The following is a 19,109-nucleotide window of genomic DNA, read 5'->3' as shown; positions in this document are numbered from 1 at the left end:
GTCTTGAAAGGATTGAACCAGCGAGCCACGCGATTTGCCTCGTGCGGCATACGCTGGCGACGGTGCCGACATAATCTCCTCCGGAGGAGGTATGCGATCATCTTAGCCCAGAACGTGAACATCCTTGCAACACGGCGTCCACGAGGCTCCGCGAACAACGGCTCACTTCGGACGCCGGCCTCGGCGCCAGCCACCACGTGGATGGCCGGCATTGGGAAAACAAGATTCCTTTCTTTTCGCCCAAGGTGATCAAAGTGCCTGTCGCGTTGAGTGTCTTCCCCGACGAACTGTTCGTAACACCGAGATCGTGGGCGGAAGCCGCCTACCCTAACCTCATCCGCTATAACAGACTCTCCAAGGGCGGACATTTCGCAACCTGGGAACAGCCGAAGCTCTTCACGGACGAGGTTCGGACTGGGTTGCGAAGTCTGCGGAAAGCTAGCTGACCATTCTCTGCGCGCAGCGACCGACAGCCGCTGCGCGCCGACGGAATAGCTCATGCCTTCACGGCTCGAGGTGCCTTCCGATTGGTAAGGTAAACCCCAGCAGCCACTATCACCGTGCCAACGATCAGTGGAGGGCTAAGGGGCTCGCCGAATGCGATAAAGGCCTGGACCGCTACCGTAGGCGGGCAGAGATAGATCAAGGATGCAGCGCGCGAAACCTGACCTCGGCGGATCAAATAAAGAAGCAGCGCAATACCCCCAACCGATATCCCGAATACTGACCAGGCAAGAGCGACGTAGGTTTCGAGAGCGCCATCGAAGCGGAAGGTCTCGAAGGCCAGCGCGAAGGGGGCGGTCAACGCCAGTGCACCAAGATATTGCAACGTCGCGATTGCGGTCAGATCGCCATTTTGAAGATGCTTCTTCTGATAAATCGTTCCGTAGGTGACAGCGAACATTGCTACCAAATTAACGGCGAGCGGAATACCGGCATGAAGGAGATCGGACGTACCTGGTTGAAGGAGCTTCGGTGAAATGGCGACGGCGATGCCGACGAAGCCGAGTGCCAGACCCGCCGTCTGTGAAGGGCGCAGCCGTTCGCCAATGAGTAGGCTGGCCGCCAGTGCCGTGAGAAGTGGCTGCATGGCGGCAATGATGCCGGAGATGCCGGCCGGTACGCCGTGCGCCACCGCCCACCAGACACCGCCAAGATAGAGGCCGTGCAGGAAAGCGCCCGAATAGACCGCCCGCCACGCCAATGCGCCACTGGGCCATTTAGCCCTTATGGCAAGGCAGATAGCGCAAAAGGCGGCCGCCGAAAGCACGTAACGGATCGTGAGGAACGAGAACGGTTCGGAGTGAAGAGCCGCGTACTTCGCAATGATCCAGCCAGTTGACCAGAGAAATACAAAAATGGCGGGAGCGGAACGGTCAAGGGTCATGAATATCTCTGATGTTCGAGAAACGTTGGTTGTTGTAAATCTTCGGATTTTTGGCATCTAACGCCGACTTTTGATGCTCTCTTCAGCGCGCCCGATGTGTAAGCTTTTGTGCTTCCAGCTGTGAGGCCGCGGCGGTATAGCCACCGCCCATACCGTCCAGGAAGTGAAGATGGGACCCACGAGCACCGGCTGGGACGAGGCAGGTCATCAACGCGTGAGATTGGCGGTGCAGTCCGAAGTAGGCTTCGCCCCGATCGAATGCCGACGCCAGGAGCGCTTCGACGTTCTTGATCTGCTCGGGCGTACAGTCAAGAGTCAGGCGAAGGACATCGTCGTACCGTCTGTAGTCCGAATTCAAAACGACATCGGTCCATCCCTTGCCACCGAGGTAGTCAGCAACATCGCTGGTGATCGCGACGTCGCCGGGAACAGGGCGCGACGAGCCATCCGCTACACCGAGCACAGCAAGTATTTGTCTTGCCAACATGGTGAACGCATCAGGCATCGTATGATCCTGTGGCTCCACAAGAAGCGAGAGGATATCACCTCGTTGACTTGGGATTGGTGCCCACTCGCAGGTCAATCCATTCAAGTCAGGCGCTGAGTATTCCTCACAAGGCGAAAGCGCGAAATTTCCTGCTTTGATCTCCGGATCAGCCCAGTTCAGTCCTCCACCGGCAAACATGGCATAGGTAGCTGTTTCTGATGCGGCGAAGTGCGAGACTTTCACGTCCCGTCCGGCAGCGCGTATATCAGCCACTGTCATGAGGCCGGTCCTGAGGTTGAGGTGCAACTGATCGCGAGCATAACCGGCGACCCGACGAAGGACGCCAATCGCGGTTTCCTTTGCGCCGGGATCGAAGGCAAATGCCGCGCCGTCACCGCGAAACACGAATGGGAAGTCGAAGTTGCCAAGGGCGTTGCCTAGCGCTGCTATGGCCGAAGCGCCCGCGTAGTTGACATCCTTGTAATGGCCTCGGGCGATAGCCGAGGTTGAATCGACGACGTCGGTGATCCCGACCACCCAGTCGTTCGGTAGCGGCATGTAGATCGTCGTATCCAGTAGTTCGGCAAAATCGCCGCTCGCCTCGACTTGTCGCAATGTCTCGTGCATTGAAGCCTCCTACCTTTAAAGCCAGCCGGCTGGCCTACCATGGTGGCTGGCCAGCCGGGCTTCGGTTCAGATGAGGGTCGTCACAACATCTACGTTGCCGTGCGTCGCTTTGGAGTACGGGCAGATGTTGTGGGCGTCATCCAGCAGCGCCGTTGCGACCGCAGGATCGACGCCGGGAACACTTACGTTGAGGCGGGCACGGAGGAAGAACGAACCATCCTCGAGATTCAGGTCGATCTCGGCGTCAACCGCGAGACCTTCCGGAAGCTTGATGTGCTTCTGCGATGCAGCATATTCGATAGCGCCCATGTAGCAGGCCGACCAAGCCGCACCGAACAGATTTTCTGCTGCTGGATGCGGCTGCTTCATCTTGATGTCGAGGTGACCATCGCTACTGCGCGCGCCGCCTTCGTGACCATTCGTGTTGTGGGTCTTACCGGTGAAAAGGACCTTGTGTGTCATGGCGAAACTCCTCTGTGTTGGTTGAGTGTCTGCACCCGTTGTGCTGCCAACAGAGGTACTGCCGCACGTCCAGAATCGCACGTTAGTCGTTGTTAGACGTTGATTGCCGCCACTCTCCAACAAACAAGGATTAACAACGCCTAACGTGAGCATCGGGGCGGCTCGGCGTAGTTTTTAGGGCAGCACAACGGTGCAGACTCTCAACCGCAATTCTCGAGGAGAGAGACCATGACCACCACCAGAACCGAAGTTATCGACCTGGATCGACGCCGACTTTTGGGTGCCACCGCGACCGGCATCGCCGCACTCGCTATCGCAAACGCGTTTCCTAAGCGTTCAATTGCATCGACCGATCCCGAAGCAATCCGTCCGTTCCGGGTCGACATTCCAGAAGCTGATCTTGATGATCTGCGTTATCGGCTTGTACACACCCGGCTGCCTGAAAAGGAAACGGTCGACGACTTCTCGCAGGGCGTGCCGCTCAAGACGATCAAGCAGGTCCTCCAGCATTGGCAGACGAAGTATGACTGGCGGAAGGTGGAGGCGCGGATCAACAGCTATCCGAACTTCCTCACCGAAATCGATGGGCTGGATATCCATTTCATCCATGTCCGCTCGAAGCACCAGGATGCCATGCCGATCATCATCACTCATGGCTGGCCTGGATCGATCGTCGAGCAACTGAAGATCATCGAGCCGCTGACCGACCCGACTGCCTATGGTGGTGATGCCTCTGACGCCTTCCACGTCGTCATTCCGTCGATGCCCGGTTTCGGGTTCTCCGGGAAGCCGGAAGCGACCGGCTGGGGTCCGGAGCGTATTGCGAGCGCATGGATCACCTTGATGCGGCGGCTCGGCTATGATCGGTTTGCCGCACAGGGAGGCGATTGGGGTGGAATTGTAACCAATCAGATCGCCGTGCAGGCTCCGCCGGAATTGCTCGGGATCCATACGAACTTCCCTGAGACGGTTCCTCCGGAGATCGACCAGGCGGCTTTCGCCGGCCGTCCAGTTCCTGCAGGCCTGTCTGACGAGGAGAAGGCGACCTACGAACAGCTCGCATTCTTCTACAAGCACGTCTACTACGCCTTCGAAATGGGCACACGGCCACAAACCCTAGTGGCATTGACGGATTCGCCCATGGGTCTTGCAACCTTCATGCTCGACCACGACGCACGGAGCCTGGAGATGATCTCCCGCTCCTTTGATGGCCAACCTGAGGGTTTGTCGCCCGACGACGTGCTCGACAACGTGACGCTGTTCTGGCTGACGAACACGGGTGTTTCGGCCGCTCGTCTCTATTGGGAGAACAAGATTCCTTTCTTTTCGCCCAAGGGCATCAAAGTACCAGTCGCGTTGAGTGTCTTCCCGGAGGAGTTGTTCGTAACGCCCCGAACCTGGGCTGAGGCCGCTTACCCCAATCTCATCCACTACAACAAGGTGGCAAAGGGCGGGCATTTCGCAGCTTGGGAACAGCCGAGGCTCTTCACAGACGAGGTTCGGACCGGGTTGCGAAGCCTGCGCAAAGCTAGCTGACCTGTTCGGCGCGTGCATATGCGCGCGCCTCCCTCCTTCACCGGGGTACGATCATGCAACATGTGCATACTGCCAGGACAGAGACAATTGGCAGCCGAGAGAACGGCTTCGCGCGCAGCTCGGACGGCGCTCTCGACATTAGACTTTCAAATCCTGCCGGCAATCGGCTGGGCACGAACCCGGAGCAGCTTGTCGCGATTGCCTGGTCCGCGAGTTTCGCAAGTTCGCTGAAACATGTCGCCGACCTCAGGCGAGTTAAGCTCCATTCCGACGTCAGGATATATGCCGATGTGGATTTATCGTCGGACGATCAGGGATATGTCGTCGGTGTCCGCCTCGATATCTACCTCCCGGGACTGGATCGCGACATCGCATCGCGTTTGATTGAAGCGGCTCGGCTTGAGTGTCCATACTGCCGAGCGACGCGCGGGAACATCAATGCCTTTTACAATCTCGTCTGAGTGCACGGGGTGGGTAAACCGAATGTTGGGCCGCAATGGCAGCGAAGAAGGCGTTGGAGTATAAAGAGGCGCGGTGGGGTGATTAGAGGGGATGAAATGACGCCGGCGACAGGCGATGCGGCAGGTGAGCTGTGCTTCGGCCCCTTTTGTCTGAATGTGGGCCAGCGCCTTCTTGTGAAAGAAGGAGTTCCTGTCGATCTTGGTGCACGTGCTCTGGACCTTTTGATCGCGCTTGTGTCCGCTCCCAATACCCTTTTGAGCAAGCATGAGCTGATGTCACGGGTTTGGCCGGACGTTGTTGTTGAAGAGGGAAACCTGCGCTTCCACATGACCGGGTTGCGCAAGGCGCTCGGCGACGGGCAGAATGGGGCCCGTTACATCACCACGATCCCCGGCCGCGGCTACTGCTTCGTTGCACCGATCAAAGGCTCGGCCCCTGCACAGGCCCCCGGTCATGACGCCGTAAAATTCAGGCATGCCAATCTTCCCCACCGTTTGGAACGCATGGTCGGGCGCGACGGTGATATTCTTGACCTCTCGGACCGGCTGTCGAGGTATCCGGTGGTTTCCATCGTCGGAGGCGGAGGCGTCGGCAAAACCACGGTCGCGATTGCATTGGCCAATCATTTGGCGGCGGCGTTCGATGGAGCCGCGGTACTTGCCGATTTTGGAACGATAAGCGATCCAAACCTCGTTTCGCCGGCCCTCGCGTCGATGCTCGGAATACCGGTCGGCTCCGACGACGTGCGTCCCAGCCTGCTCGCCTATCTTCGTGACAAGCGCATCCTTCTCGTGTTCGATACCTGCGAACACGTGGTCGATACCGTGGCAGACCTCGCGGCGAGTATAATCGACGCCGCGCCACAGGTACGCATCCTCGTCACGAGCCGCGAAGCGCTTAGGATCGAAGGCGAAAGCATCTACAAACTTGAAACATTGGCCTGCGCTCCAGACGAGCCGGGCATCACTGCCGAAGCCATCCTCTCCTACCCCGCCTCCCAACTGTTCGTCGAACGCATCGCCGCGAGCGGGGCTGCCTTCGCAGCAAGTAACGAGGACGCCCTTATCATTGCAGCAATCTGCCGTAAGCTTGACGGCATGGCACTTGCGCTGGAGCTGGCCGCAAGGCGGGTCGAGACATACGGACTTTCCCAGACGGCGGCCCTGCTTGATCAGCATCTTGCCTTAGCGTGGGTCGGTTCACGCAACGCGCCGCCTCGTCAGAAAACGTTGCAGGCAACCCTCGACTGGAGCTTCGGGCTGCTGTCGGAACTCGAACGCACCGTTCTACGAAGACTGTCGATCTTCGTTGGCGATTTCACGCTCGATGCCGCGTGGGAGGTGATCGCCACACCTTCCCTTGATCGACCTGCACTCTTTGGTGCCATCGATAGTCTCGTTGCAAAGTCGCTCCTCAGCGCGACCTCGTTCGGCGCGATGATGCGATATCGATTGCTGGATACCACCCGCGCCTACGCGCTACATGGACAGACCGAAGACGATCGCGCCGAGCTGGCGGCGAGTCACGCGGCATACTACCGGCGTTGGTTGGAGCAGTTCGGTCCGGATTGGCCAACGCTCTCGAACGGGCCCGAGCGACTGCCGTATTTCCTCGGCATCAACAACGTCCGGGCAGCCTTGGAATGGGCGTTCGGCGACAACGGCAACGCCGACATAGGCATCAGTCTCGCCGCTGCGGCAGTTCCCGTATTTCAGGCGATGTCGCTCTTTCCCGAATGCGAGCGCTGGTCCGAGCGCGCCCTTTCTGCAATGGGCGACAACCATGAGGAAACCCGTGAGGAGATGCATCTTCAGGCTGGCCGCGGCATCTCCCGCATGTATCTTCGCGGCGGTCGTGACACGCTTCCTCCCCTCACCAGGAGCCTCGAAATAGCCGAAAGACGCGGAGATGCGGTCGATCAGCTAAAGGTTCTTGGACCATTGAACATGTTTTACCTCCGAACGGGAGATTTTAAATCGGCGCTACAGTGTGCCTATCGCTGTTCATCTGTCGCTGAGGCAACCGACGAGCCTTCGGCCATTTCACTTGGGCACTTCTTTCTCGGCAATTCGCTGCATTTCAGCGGTGAAATCGGTAAAGCAAAGCTGGAGCTGGAGGCCTCGTTGTCGGTCGATCCACTCCCAAGCCGGGCACCCGGGAGCTATGTCGGCTTCCAGGGTCGCGGGCTAGCAGGCGGCATCCTAGCGAGAAACCTTTGGCTGCAGGGCCTTCCTGACCGAGCCGAATCCATGGCGCGGCAGACAATAAAGGAGGCTGCAGCCGCGGACCATTCGCTAACCCTCTGTATCGCGCTACTCGGGGGTATCGCGGTATTCCTCTGGCGGGGCGACCTGGCGAGCGCGCAGGAGTACATAAATTGGCTAATTTCCCGGGCTGGGCTGCATTCCCTGTCGCCGTACGTGTCGGTCGCTAGAGGATTCGAAGGAGAAGTCGCGATCCGCCGGGGCGATCCCGACGGTGGCGTCGATATCATCCGTCGCTGTATCGAAAGGCTCCATGGGTCAACATATGAAGTCTTTACCACTATGTTAGAACTCTCGCTGATCAAGGGATTAGCTGCGTTGGGCAAGGTCGAGGAAGGCTTGGAGCGCGTCGACAAGGCCATCCAATCGGTCCAAACCAATGGAGACTTCTGTTATAGCCCAGAGCTTCTGCGCATGAAGGGTACCCTTCTGCGAAATAATCCCTCTTCGGATGAGGCGCGCACCTCCATCGCAGGAGCCATTCATGCAAGTCGAAAGATGGGTGCGCGCGGATGGGAATTGCGAGCTTCGTGCGATCTCGCCGCACTTGAGATGGAATACGGAAATAAGGTGGAAGCCGTTGCGATCCTTCAGCCCGTCATCAACAAGTTTACCGAAGGCCGCAATACCATCGACCTAAAGGTGGCCGAAGAGCTACTGGCCCGAGCCTCGCTTCAATAGCCATCCATCACCCTCTTCCGTTGGAACTCCGGTGTGGCAGCTAACAGCTAACGGCTGCTTTCGGCCCAATTAAGACGCTCGTTCCCATCCTTCGCCTTGAACAGATTGCAACCGCAGAACTAGTCGTCCGGCCTCAGCATCACTGAAAATTCCGGCTCTTGATCTTCAGCGTATCGATATGAAGATCTGGCACGAACATATCCCTCGCCCGGACGCCGGGCGGCGCCTTTTCACGCGAATCCGGGCTGCCGGGCGAACCATGAGCGAACTCGTCGCCGCGGCCGGTCGGCGGATGAAACGATCCGTCACGCCCGGCAAGCCCCGACAGGTCGGCCGAGAGATCGAAGAGCTGCTGGGCGACGAGGTGAACCACCTCCCCTTCCCGCTGTATCTTGCCGTTGATCGCCATCATGCTGGCGCCGAGCACCACGCGGCGCGACCGCTCGAAGAGCTTTGGCCAGACGACGACATTGGCAATGCCGGTTTCGTCCTCGATGGTGACGAACATCACGCCCTTGGCCGAACCTGGCCGCTGGCGCACCAGCATCAGACCGGCAGCCATCAGCCATTGTCCGTCGCGCGCCGTCATCGCCTGCGCACAGGTGACGATCCGGCGTTTGGCCAGGTCGGCCCGCAGGAATCTCAACGGATGCGGCCGGAGCGTCAGGCCGATATGGCTATAATCCTCGACGACGTTGTGACCGTCGGTCATCTGCCTGAGTTCGACTTCCGGCTCCTGCTGCTCGGCAACCGCCCACGCCTCGCGTTCCGCCGCGGCCGTAAACAGCGGCAGCGGTTGGTCGCGCAGTGCCTTGATCGCCCAAAGCGCATCACGGCGCTCGAGGCACAGTGACGGCAAAAAGGCATCGGCTTCGGCGAGCTCGACCAGCGAGGCGACCGGCACGCCGGATCGCCGCCACACGTCATCGACCGCGGCGAAGGGTTCATCGGCGCGGGCAGCGACGATGCGCGCCGCATCGGCTGTTGCCAATCCGCGCACCAGCCGCATGCCGAGCCGCACCGCATGGCGGTCGCTGCCCTTGATCGGCTCCAACGTGCAGTCCCAGCGCGAGCGGTTAACGCAGACGGGACGGACGTCGACCCCATGCTCGCGGGCATCGCGGACGATCTGGGCCGGGGCATAGAAACCCATCGGCTGCGAGTTCAGAAGCGCCGCACAGAAGACATCAGGGAAATGGCATTTCACATAATTGGAGGCATAAGCGATGAGTGCGAAGGACGCCGCATGGCTTTCCGGGAAACCGTAGGAGCCGAAGCCTTCAAGTTGGCTGAATGTCTTCTCGGCGAATTCAGGCGTGTAGCCGTTCCGGATCATCCCCGTGACCAGCTTGTCCTTGAAGCGTGAGACACCACCCGTGAACTTGAAGGTCGCCATGGATTTCCTGAGCTGGTCGGCCTCGCCACCGGTGAACCCAGCACAGACCATCGCTACCTTCATCGCAGACTCCTGAAACAGCGGCACGCCGAGGGTTTTATGAAGGACCGCCTCCAGTTCAGGTGTCGGATATTCGACCTTCTCCTTGCCTTCCCGCCGGCGGAGATAGGGGTGCACCATGTCCCCCTGGATCGGCCCGGGGCGGACGATTGCCACCTGGATGACGAGATCGTAGAAGGTCCGCGGCTTCATGCGCGGCAGCATGGACATCTGAGCTCGGGATTCGATCTGAAACGTCCCAAGCGTGTCGGCCTTGCGGATCATCGCATAGGTCGCCGAATCCTCCTGCGGAATGGTGGCAAGGTCGAAATCCTGGTGCTTGTACTCATGGATCAGGGCGAAAGCCTTTGCCATGCATGTCAGCATGCCGAGCGCGAGCACGTCGACCTTCATCATTTTGAGCGCTTCGACGTCATCCTTGTCCCACTCAATCACCTGGCGGTCGACCATCGCCGCCGGTTCGATCGGTACGAGATGATCGAGCCTGTCATGGGTGAGGACGAACCCGCCCGGATGCTGACCGAGATGCCGCGGCGCTCCCATCAGCTGCTGGGCAAGCCTGAGCGTCAATGCGAGACGCCGGTCCTCCGGATTGAAACCAAGGTCGCGTACCTGCCGCTCGCCGACGGTCTCCGACCAGGACCAGATGCCAGAGGAGAGCGCTTTGATCAGGTCCTCGGGCAGGCCCAGCGCCTTGCCGACATCGCGGATGGCGCCCTTGGCGCGATAGCGCGTGACAGTGGAGCAAAGCGCCGCCTTGTCGTGGCCGTAGGTCTTGTATATCCACTGAATGACCTCCTCCCGCCGTTCGTGTTCGAAGTCGACATCGATATCGGGCGGCTCGTCGCGTTCTTGGCTGACAAAGCGCTCGAAGAGGAGATCGTTGGTCTCGGGATCGATCGAGGTGATCCCGAGCACATAGCAGACGGCGGAATTGGCGGCCGATCCCCTGCCCTGGCAGAGAATGCCCTGCGACCGGGCATAACGGACGATCGAGAACACCGTCAAAAAATAGGGGGCGTATTCCATCGTCTCGATGAGAGCGAGCTCGTGGCGGATGGTCTTTTCGACATGCGTCGGCAGACCTTCGGGATAGCGCGTCCTGACGCCTTCCCAGGTATAATGCTCCAGTGACTGCCGGGCGGTCATGCCGGGAATTAGCGCTTCCTCCGGATACTGATAGACCAGCTCCTCGAGTGAGAATGTGCAGCGCTCGACGATCTCCACCGTTCGCGCCACCGCCTCCGGATAGCGTTGAAACAGACGCGCCATCTCTTCCGGCGGCTTCAGATATCGGTCGGCATGCCGCTCGCGCTCGAAGCCGACATCGTCAATGGTGGTTCCGGTCCGAATGCAGGTGACGACATCCTGAAGCTGGCGCCGGCCGGGCTCATGAAACAGCACGTCATTGGTGACGACGGTCTTCACCCGATACTTGACCGCCAGGTTCGACAGGCCATGCAGCCGCAGTTGATCGTTGGGGCGCCGGCGCAGGCAGAGCGAGACATAGGCACGATCGCCAAAGACTTCCGCCATCTTCCTGAGCTGCACGGCACAGGTGTCGTCCGGCATCCCGGGCACGAGGATGCCGATCAGCCCTTCGGCATAGAGCGCGACATCATCGAGTTGCAGGATACAATTCGCCTTCCCGCCGCGGCCCTTGCCCAAGGTCAGCAACCGCGTCAGCCGCGAATAAGCGGCGCGATCTGTGGGATAGACGAGGATCGACATGCCATCGGCCAGATCGAGCCGGCAACCGACGACCAACCGCATGTCGGTGGCGCGCGATGCCTCCAGCGCCCGGACGATGCCGGCGAGGCTGTTGCGGTCGACGACGCCGAGGGCTTCGAGGCCCATGAGCTTGGCGGTGGCGAACAGCTCGTCGGCCGAGCTTGCACCGCGGAGGAAGGAGAAGTGCGTTGTCACCTGGAGTTCGGCGTAGCGCATCAGGCAAACACCCCATGCAGGAACCATTTGTGCGATCCGGTGTCCTCGTCGACGCCATCGCCGGAACGAAAGACCCAGAAGCGTTCGCCGGTATCATCCTCGATGACGAAGTAGTCGCGAACGGCGATCCACTCGGAGCTGCGCTGCCACCATTCGCCAAAAATCCGCTCCGGCCCGTCTGCGCGCTTCACCCGGCGCCGCTTGCCGCGCCACGTAAAGGAGACCGGCGGATGATCGGGCAGAAGCGCGATCACCTCGATCAATTCAGGATGGGCCAGAAGCCGCGCCGGCCGCGGCCAGTGGAGCGGCCAGGTGGTGCCGATTTCGTCAGCCGTCGGCGCGATCCGCTGGACACTGCGCTCCGGGACGTCGCTTGCCACCGGTGCGACTCGGAAAATCCGCTGGCCGCCGCGGTTGCCAAGCACATCGATCAGCGGCGTCACGTCGGTCACCTGCTCTTCGATCAGCGAGGAGGCCGACTGCACTTCGACGAGCGGCTCGGCGATGACGGCCGCCAGGCTCAGCTTCTCGATGCCGAAGCCGGGCTCGATCCTCTCGATGCGATCGCGGAAGAGTTTCGTGAGCCAGGCGATATCGCGGACAGGTTTGGCCGTACCTGCCCGGAGCGACTGAAGCGTATTGTCGACGCGCTGGACGATGAGGTCGACGCGCCGCACACCAAGTCCCCGCTTCTCGAGCGCCTGACAGAGCTGCCGCACCAGGCGGTTGATGTATTTCTCAATCGTCTCCGGTGCGCCGATCGGTTCGGCAAAGGATTTTTGGACCTCAACGATATCAGCCGGGCGGATTGGATCGATCGGCTCGGCGAGGCGGCCGAACATCTGGTCGAGTCGCCGTCCCACCTCCGGGCCGAAGCGTAGCGTCAGCGGCGCCCTCGGCGTGGCGGCGAGATCGCCGACAGTGGCAAAGCCGAGAGTGCTGAGACTTGCAACGATTTCGGCCGGCAGCCGCAGCGACGACAGCGGCAAACGATTCACAGCCTTGGGGGTCGCTCCGCGCGGGACGATAACAGTCTCTCGACCGGTGGACCGAGCGAGCGCATGCGCCGCACCCCAGGTGTCGGCGATCGCCGCTCGCGCTGAAAGACCCCTCCCGCGGAAGCGGTTGACGAGACCGGAGAGCATCAGCTCCTCGCCACCCTGCAGATGGTCGGCGCCTTCCGTATCCATGACGATACCGTCAGGAGGATCCATGGCGACCACAGGAGAATATTGCGACAAGGCCCAGAGCGCCAGCCGTTCGAGGGTGGCCAAATCCGCCGCCGGATCGGCATCGATCATCATCAGTCCGTGGATCAGGGCCCGCGCCTTGGCGGCCGGCATGCCGACACGAAGGCCGAGCTTGATTGCTGCCTGGTCGGCCGCCGCAATCCAGCGCTTCGAACCGCTTCTGGCGACGATCACCAGCGGTGTTTCAACCGATAGCGAAGGATCGGCTCGTCTGATCCGGTCGGTTGGCAGTGTCGGAAGAAAGACAGATACGACCCTGGCCATCACATGCTCCGATAACGAATTCGCCTCCCTCTCCTGCTCTCACCCGCATCAGTTCCGCCAACCAGCGCGCCCGACCGACGCCTGGAACCGGCAGCGGCTCGGAGGGCAGTACCGAGATCCGCCAGCGCGTTGCGGCCGCCGTCGGCATGCCGAAGTCAGAAGCTTCCGTCTGGCGCCGCCAGCGCCGGATCACCAGGCCCAGCGTGCCAGACTTTTCAGCCGCCAACTGCAGCCGGCGTGAGGCTGTCATCGGCAGGCGCACCAGTTCGGCAACGACCGCGCCAAGCCCGCCATAGCGCAGCGCCTCCTCGAAGCTTGCGAGCACCGTCTCTTCCTTGTCGCACTCAACGAAGATAACGCGGTCCGGATGAAGCCCCACCTGGGCGAGTGCGGGAAAGAAGAGATCAAAGCGCGTCAGGCACCAGACAACCTTGCCGGTGGTGCGGGCAGCGATGCCGCCGATGAAGAGGGCAGCAGCAGCCCCGTCAATCGCGCCATTGCCGCCGCCAGCCACCTCATGCAATGCCCCAGAAGTGAGGCCACCGCCCGGCAGCTGCGCATCAATCTCGCCGACGCCGAACGGCAGGACTGTGCGATTGCGCAGACCGCTCCCTTCCAGGCTGGCGATTTTCTCGCGCAACTCGTCGAGAACGGCGTTCGAAGTGGCGACGGCTATGGTCATGATCTCCTTTACGGCAACCCGTTTTCGGCTTGAGATGGTGAACTGCGTTCTTTATTTGTTCTCAAAGCGGAAATGAGTCAATGCGCATGTGGCGCGTGGAAGTTGCGCGAGAGTGGCCATCGAAGAAATCCGCGAAGGGATTCAATTTGATGGCAGGAATGGGAATTTTTTCGCATGACGCGACAGGAGCTCGCCGGCTGGATCCAGGTTGAAAGCCTGTGGGCGCCGGTCTTCATGACAAGCCATCTCCGTCGTCGCCCATGGAATTGCGGTCACACCCGTCATGCGCTGGATCGACCGCGAACGTGGCGTCGACAGAATGCGACCGATGCAGGGCCGGGGGGAACGGATGGTGACGGCTCAAAACGCTAGAGATCAGCGTCCGGAAACCCGGATCGCGCCAACGTCACCGAACGTCCGCTGAACCGCGGGGATCATGCTGGAATTGATATCGACGGAAACTTCGATCTCTCCTTCAAGCGGAGCATCGCTGCGCGCACTACCATCATGAGAGGCGTCCCCGCCGGAGGGAGCAGAGCCGGCGGTATTCATCGCGGAGGCCGACTGGACGAAGATGTCCGGTCGGGCAATGCCATGCTGCTGGACGAGATGTTCCACCGCAAGGTCGGCAGTCACACGCGTTTCGAAAACTGCTGTGATGGTCGTGGTGCTGTCTTCGGCCATAGGTCAATCTCCACTTCGCTAGGGTTATCGATCAAACGCCTGAAGAAGCGAGGAGTTTCCCTCGGCAGATGCAGGAGATGCGGGTGAGGACTTGGATGCGTCGTCGGCAGCTGCTATGTTCCTGTTTCGTTTTCGCCAGTGACACCAAATGCCATGGATCTCACCGCCGTCTCAACCGTCAGAAAAATCATTCATGTCGACATGGATGCCTTCTACGCGTCTGTCGAGCAGCGCGACAATCCGGAACTGCGTGGCAAACCCTTGGCTGTTGGCGGAGCGGCCGCCCGGGGCGTTGTTGCAGCAGCAAGCTACGAAGCCCGCGAGTTTGGTGTGCGCTCAGCCATGTCCTCGGTCACGGCAGCTCGAAAGTGTCCTGACCTGATTTTCGTGAACCCGAGGTTCGAGGTCTATCGCGCCGTCTCCCAGCAGATCCGCGATATCTTTGCGGAATACACGCCGCTGATCGAACCTTTGTCGCTCGACGAAGCCTATCTCGACGTCACCGAAAACCTCAAGGGCATGTCGATCGCCACCGAGATCGCGCTGGAAATCCGTGCCAAGATCAAGGCGGTCACCGGACTGAATGCTTCCGCCGGTATCTCTTACAACAAGTTCCTCGCCAAGATGGCGTCCGACCTCAACAAGCCCAATGGCCAAGCAGTCATCACGCCGAAGAACGGGCCAGCTTTCGTCGAGCAGCTGGCGGTCAAGAAATTCCATGGCGTCGGCCCGGCCACAGCGGAGAAGATGCTCCGCCTGGGTATCGAGACCGGTGCGGATCTGAGGGCAAAGTCCCTACAGTTTCTCGTCGAGCATTTCGGGAAGTCTGGGCCGTACTTCTATGGCATTGCACGGGGCATCGATGAGCGGCAGGTCCAGCCGGACCGAGTGCGGAAGTCGGTCGGCGCCGAGGACACATTTGCGGTCGATATCAGCGACCTTGACCTTGCGACAAACGAACTCCGGCCACTTGCGGAAAAGGTCTGGTCCTACTGCCAGGCCAAGGGCTTCAGCGGCAAGACGGTGACTGTGAAGATAAAGCACTCCGATTTCACCCAAGCGACGCGGAGCAGGACAACTGCCCTCCCTTATGCAGGTGTCGGCGATATTCTCGCTGCCGCCAATGCCCTGCTGGCGGGTGTCTATCCGTTCAAGCTCCCGGTTCGGCTCCTTGGCGTGACACTGTCGTCGCTCACCAATGACAAGAAGGCGGCCGAAAGCGAGGAACAACCGCAGCTCGGCTTGGGTTTTTGATTAGAGGAAGCTGGAGCAGATCAAGGGTCAAAGCCGCAATGTTCCCATCCTGTATTCGAGTTATCGACCTGGAAACCGCTGGCAACGGGCCGAGCGATGTCTGCGAGATCGGGTGGCAGGACGTCGTTCAAGGCGAGGATGGCGGGTGGGAAGTTTCTGGGGAGCGCGGCGCGCTTCTGGTCAATCCTGGAAAGCCGATTTCGCCCGACACGATGGCAATACATCATATCCAGGATTGGGAGGTTACTGGGGCGCCACTCTGGAAAGAAGCAGCGCCAAGCATCTTGCGGCCACCGCACCCAATCGTCGCCCTTGCCGCCCACCGCGCCGCGTTCGAGCAACGCTATTGCACGCCGAGACTGGCCGCTGGTACTCCATGGATCTGTACTTGGAAATGCGCATTGCGTGTCTGGCCGGAGCTGCCAAGGTTTTCGAACCAGATGCTCCGTTATCTGCGAAGGCCGGAAGGTTTGATCCACGAGATCGGCCTTCCCGCCCATCGAGCCATGCCCGATGCCTATGTCACCGCCCACCATCTGCGCGACGAGCTAAATGCCGCTTCCCTGGATGAACTTCTGCTCTGGAGTTCTCAGCCCGGCCTGCTGCCACGAGTGCCGGCCGGTCCAGACCGGGGCAAGAGCTGGGATCGTCTTAGCACAGAGGCGCTCATTGCTTTCCTGAGCGACCGCGATACGGATGTCCGCTTCAGCGCCGAGACGGAGCTGCGGCGGCGAGGGGAAACGGAAACGCGCCGATCGGACACTCCTGCACAGCAGACACTTCTGTGACCGATTTGACTTTACTTGGCCAGCCTGGACCGCCAATTTGAAGACACGCCATCCGATGATACTCACGGCCCGAATTGTGGAGCATGACCTCGTTCCATTCGATCTGCTTCGCCAGAAACATTTTCCGCCAGAGCGGAATTTCCTATAAGATGCCGACAACGTCGGTTCGGCGCTTGATCTCGCCGTTCAGTCGCTCGATAGGGTTGGTGCTGTGCAGCTTCGTCCAGTGCTGACGAGGAAAGGTCATGTAGGCCAGCACGTCTTCTTCGGCACTGTCCATGAGGGTGGCAAGCTTCGGTACTTTAGGCCTGATCTGATCGGCGACATTGCGCCATTGCTGGCTGGCGGCCTCTGGTGTGTCCTGGGCAAATGCCGTGGCGATGAAGGCGGAGACCACCCGTCGACCGCTCTTTCCGGCATGGGCGAGCGCATTGCGCATGAAGTGGACCCGGCATCGCTGCCAGGTCGCGGAGAGAACCTTCATGCGCATCGGAGACGACCAGCTTGACGCCGCGCAAACCCCGCCGTGTCAGCTTGCGCAGGAACTCCGTCCAGATCGGCTCGGCCTCGGAGGTGCCGATCTCCATACCCAGGACCTCGCGCCGCCCATCGGTGTTGACGCCGACGGCGATAATGACGGCGACCGAGACGATGCGACCACCGCGGCGGACCTTCAGATATGTGGCGTCGATCCACAGATAGGGCCAGTCGCCCTCGATGGGTCTTTCGAGGAATGCCTTTACCTTGTCGTCGATCTCCTCACACAGGCGGGAAACCTGGCTTTTGGAGATGCCGCTCATGCCCATGGCCTTGACCAGATCGTCGACGGAGCGGGTCGAAACGCCCTGGATATAGGCTTCCTGGATCACCGCGGTGAGCGCCTTCTCGGCCATGCGACGCGGCTCGAGAAAGCTCGGGAAATAGGTGCCGGTACGAAGCTTCGGGATACGCAGCTCCACGGTCCCGGCCCGTGTCTCCCAGTCGCGCTCGCGGTAGCCGTTGCGCTGGGCAAGCCGAAAGGCGTTTTTCTCGCCGTAGCTCGCGCCGGTCTTCGTACCAACCTCCAGCTCCATAAGCTTCTCGGCGGCAAACCCGATCATCTCGCGAAGCAAATCGGCGTCGGCGCTCTTCTCAACAAGCGAGCGCAGGTTCATCATCTCGTCGGTCATCGGTGGTCTTTCCATCAGGTTGGTCTTCGACAAACTGACCCTACCGGAAAAACACTGATGGCCACCGCTACCCTGCTACACCACTCCCTGGGACATCATCCCCCTTCGGCCGCCCCTCTCACGAGTCCAGCGAGCGGCGGCAATCGATCTCATCCATTTCGTAGCCCAAGGTCGGGCCCACCCGGCGCACAAGCGTTTCCCACTGACGACGTCGATCACCATAGCGCTCCGCGTCCGCTTGCGTTGCGATACCGGCCTTCTGCAAAACTCCCAAGGCTAGCGAATAACTCCGCCTGAAATACTCTTGCTGCGCAACCTTGTTGGATTCACCGGTTGTCGGAATGCACGAGGTTGCCGAGTTCGCTGGTGGCCGTAGCGAAATCGTCACCAGGGCCAAGCCGAACCAGCATCTCGGCCGCGTCACCAGTGCCGCCCGTCATCAGATCGACTGTTAGCGCCAGAGCGTTCCGCTCACGCAGGGCCGAATAAACCTGCACGAGATAGCTCAACACCAGCGACAGCACTGACGCGCCGATGAGAGAATTAAGGAGGAAGACGACGCGGGTGCCTGACGTATGCGGCGCGTACTCTCCGCCTCCCACGATCGAGAGGCTGTTGCCGGCCACAAGTAAGGCGGTCACAAAATCGGTTTGAGTACCACCGCTGCTCGGTCGGATCGCGGACCCGAGCTCAGGATGGATGACGAGAGCGGCGCCGATCGTCAGCCCAAGAGCCCAGAATGCGATCAGTGTAACGACGATGACCGGCCCAGCGAAGCACAGGATTTGTGTACGGGCGGGGCCGGACTGTCCCGCTGGTCCCTTGATGCAAGCCCATACGAGGCGGTTCCAGAGGGGTGCAAGCAGCCCTGTGCCAGCGCGAGCGTAAAGGACGGTGAAGAAGATGTCGGCGAGGAAGATCAACACCAGCCCAGCGCCCATAAGTTGTTCGAGACCCATGTTTGCCGCTCCTTATAGCGCGTCAACGCCGGAGTTAGCTGGTCAGGTCGCGGCGCTGGCGAATGTTGCATTACCTCTCTGCCGAAGGCGGTTTGCGCCAACGCTCCAGAGGTTAGATGCATAGGCGCGACAGGCGCTACCGCAACCAGCTCTCAATCCTCACCGCCACTGGCCGGCTTTAGGCGCTGCGGCTTTCATTGCCTGAGCTCGCCCGCAAATGCTCGATCTGTTGCCGGGCAGCACGGCGCGATGCCTCCACGCCTTTGGGAAAGCCGCTCCGGTCAGCGTAATCACGTCGCTGACCTGTGTGGCGCGCATGCCGGATTGTGTTGGTTCCCGTGGCAATGACGTCGAGAAGCGTGACGCCGGCAACCATCAACAATGCCAGTGCCGCATTGTCCCGCTTGCGATTGCCAGGTCTCATGGCCGTCGCCAAAGTGGCAATATCAAGAGCGTCGCCTGCGATCCGGCTGGCAAGCCCCGCCTGTTTTTCGACCGAGAGCGTCATAAACCCGGACGTTATCTCCCGCACCCCAAAGGCGCGTATCAGATTTTCCCTGCCGCGCATGCCGAGCGCCCTCGTAATCTTCTCGGCTGCCAACAGCTCGATGACCCCTAGTCCGATGCTCAACCATCCGAGATTGCGCGCCAGCCTATCAGAGGAACTGAGCGAACTGGGCCCCGAGTTGATGATTCTCGGATCGCCTTCGGAACGCGTCATCTTGGTGAGGAATGCCATTTCGGAACCTC

The 19,109-nt window shown here is 60.4% G+C and carries 14 protein-coding genes and 2 pseudogenes; 6 read left to right on the top strand and 10 right to left on the bottom strand.

All coding sequences use genetic code 11. The features are described 5' to 3' along the window. Positions 1–209: 209 nt before the first annotated feature. A pseudogene (locus AC13QO_RS26790) lies at positions 210–446 on the top strand (alpha/beta fold hydrolase); the annotation flags it as partial. Positions 447–496: 50 nt separating this feature from the next. On the opposite strand, the gene AC13QO_RS26785 reads toward AC13QO_RS26790, so the two are convergent. The 3 genes from AC13QO_RS26785 to AC13QO_RS26775 all read right to left on the bottom strand — a co-directional run bounded on the left by AC13QO_RS26785 (position 497) and on the right by AC13QO_RS26775 (position 2,963). After that, positions 497–1,387, bottom strand: coding sequence for a DMT family transporter (locus tag AC13QO_RS26785; RefSeq protein ID WP_488542390.1), 891 nt, complete (start codon positions 1,385–1,387; stop codon positions 497–499). A gap of 82 nt (positions 1,388–1,469) precedes the next feature. Beyond that, positions 1,470–2,501, bottom strand: coding sequence for a DUF3095 family protein (locus AC13QO_RS26780; protein ID WP_488542389.1), 1,032 nt, complete (start codon positions 2,499–2,501; stop codon positions 1,470–1,472). Between the two features lie 66 nt (positions 2,502–2,567). After that, complete coding sequence (locus AC13QO_RS26775) at positions 2,568–2,963, bottom strand: Ohr family peroxiredoxin (protein ID WP_285191791.1); 396 nt, start codon at positions 2,961–2,963, stop codon at positions 2,568–2,570. Between the two features lie 228 nt (positions 2,964–3,191). Here AC13QO_RS26775 and AC13QO_RS26770 point away from each other — a divergent pair, with 228 nt between their 5' ends. From AC13QO_RS26770 to AC13QO_RS26760, 3 genes are all read left to right on the top strand, one after another. After that, positions 3,192–4,499: an epoxide hydrolase family protein gene (locus tag AC13QO_RS26770; RefSeq protein ID WP_285191790.1), complete on the top strand. Its 1,308-nt coding sequence runs from the start codon at positions 3,192–3,194 to the stop codon at positions 4,497–4,499. 53 nt (positions 4,500–4,552) lie between these two features. Next, positions 4,553–4,960 carry an Ohr family peroxiredoxin gene (locus AC13QO_RS26765; RefSeq protein WP_488542388.1) on the top strand — a complete coding sequence of 136 codons (408 nt, stop codon included), beginning with the start codon at positions 4,553–4,555 and terminating at the stop codon, positions 4,958–4,960. Positions 4,961–5,056: 96 nt separating this feature from the next. Next, positions 5,057–7,906 carry an ATP-binding protein gene (locus tag AC13QO_RS26760; RefSeq protein WP_488542387.1) on the top strand — a complete coding sequence of 950 codons (2,850 nt, stop codon included), beginning with the start codon at positions 5,057–5,059 and terminating at the stop codon, positions 7,904–7,906. A 139-nt stretch (positions 7,907–8,045) separates the two neighbouring features. Here AC13QO_RS26760 and AC13QO_RS26755 read toward each other — a convergent pair whose 3' ends face one another. The 4 genes from AC13QO_RS26755 to AC13QO_RS26740 all read right to left on the bottom strand — a co-directional run bounded on the left by AC13QO_RS26755 (position 8,046) and on the right by AC13QO_RS26740 (position 14,189). Continuing rightward, entirely contained in the window at positions 8,046–11,309 is a 3,264-nt protein-coding gene (locus AC13QO_RS26755; RefSeq protein WP_488542391.1) for an error-prone DNA polymerase, read from the bottom strand. After that, a complete protein-coding gene (locus AC13QO_RS26750) occupies positions 11,309–12,823 on the bottom strand; it encodes a Y-family DNA polymerase (protein ID WP_488542386.1) in 1,515 nt (504 codons plus the stop codon). The genes AC13QO_RS26755 and AC13QO_RS26750 overlap by 1 nt, the downstream gene beginning before the upstream one ends. Further along, entirely contained in the window at positions 12,744–13,505 is a 762-nt protein-coding gene (locus tag AC13QO_RS26745; RefSeq protein WP_488542385.1) for an ImuA family protein, read from the bottom strand. The genes AC13QO_RS26750 and AC13QO_RS26745 overlap by 80 nt, the downstream gene beginning before the upstream one ends. A gap of 375 nt (positions 13,506–13,880) precedes the next feature. Continuing rightward, positions 13,881–14,189: a hypothetical protein gene (locus AC13QO_RS26740; protein WP_488542384.1), complete on the bottom strand. Its 309-nt coding sequence runs from the start codon at positions 14,187–14,189 to the stop codon at positions 13,881–13,883. 153 nt (positions 14,190–14,342) lie between these two features. On the opposite strand from AC13QO_RS26740, the gene dinB reads away from it, so the two are divergent. Beyond that, a complete protein-coding gene (gene dinB / locus AC13QO_RS26735) occupies positions 14,343–15,443 on the top strand; it encodes a DNA polymerase IV (protein WP_488542383.1) in 1,101 nt (366 codons plus the stop codon). Between the two features lie 38 nt (positions 15,444–15,481). Continuing rightward, on the top strand, positions 15,482–16,231 hold the full coding sequence (locus AC13QO_RS26730; protein ID WP_488542382.1) for an exonuclease domain-containing protein: 750 nt from the start codon (positions 15,482–15,484) through the stop codon (positions 16,229–16,231). 148 nt (positions 16,232–16,379) lie between these two features. Here AC13QO_RS26730 and AC13QO_RS26725 read toward each other — a convergent pair. The 3 genes and pseudogenes from AC13QO_RS26725 to AC13QO_RS26715 form a co-directional block, all read right to left on the bottom strand. After that, positions 16,380–17,400 (bottom strand): annotated as a pseudogene (locus AC13QO_RS26725) (IS256 family transposase); the annotation flags it as partial. A gap of 326 nt (positions 17,401–17,726) precedes the next feature. After that, on the bottom strand, positions 17,727–18,359 hold the full coding sequence (locus AC13QO_RS26720) for an ion channel (protein ID WP_488542381.1): 633 nt from the start codon (positions 18,357–18,359) through the stop codon (positions 17,727–17,729). 178 nt (positions 18,360–18,537) lie between these two features. Further along, a complete protein-coding gene (locus AC13QO_RS26715; RefSeq protein ID WP_488542380.1) occupies positions 18,538–19,098 on the bottom strand; it encodes a hypothetical protein in 561 nt (186 codons plus the stop codon). Positions 19,099–19,109 lie beyond the last annotated feature (11 nt).

This window comes from Rhizobium sp. CNPSo 3670, assembly GCF_057784555.1.
This window is presented reverse-complemented; position numbering and strand designations above follow the sequence as displayed.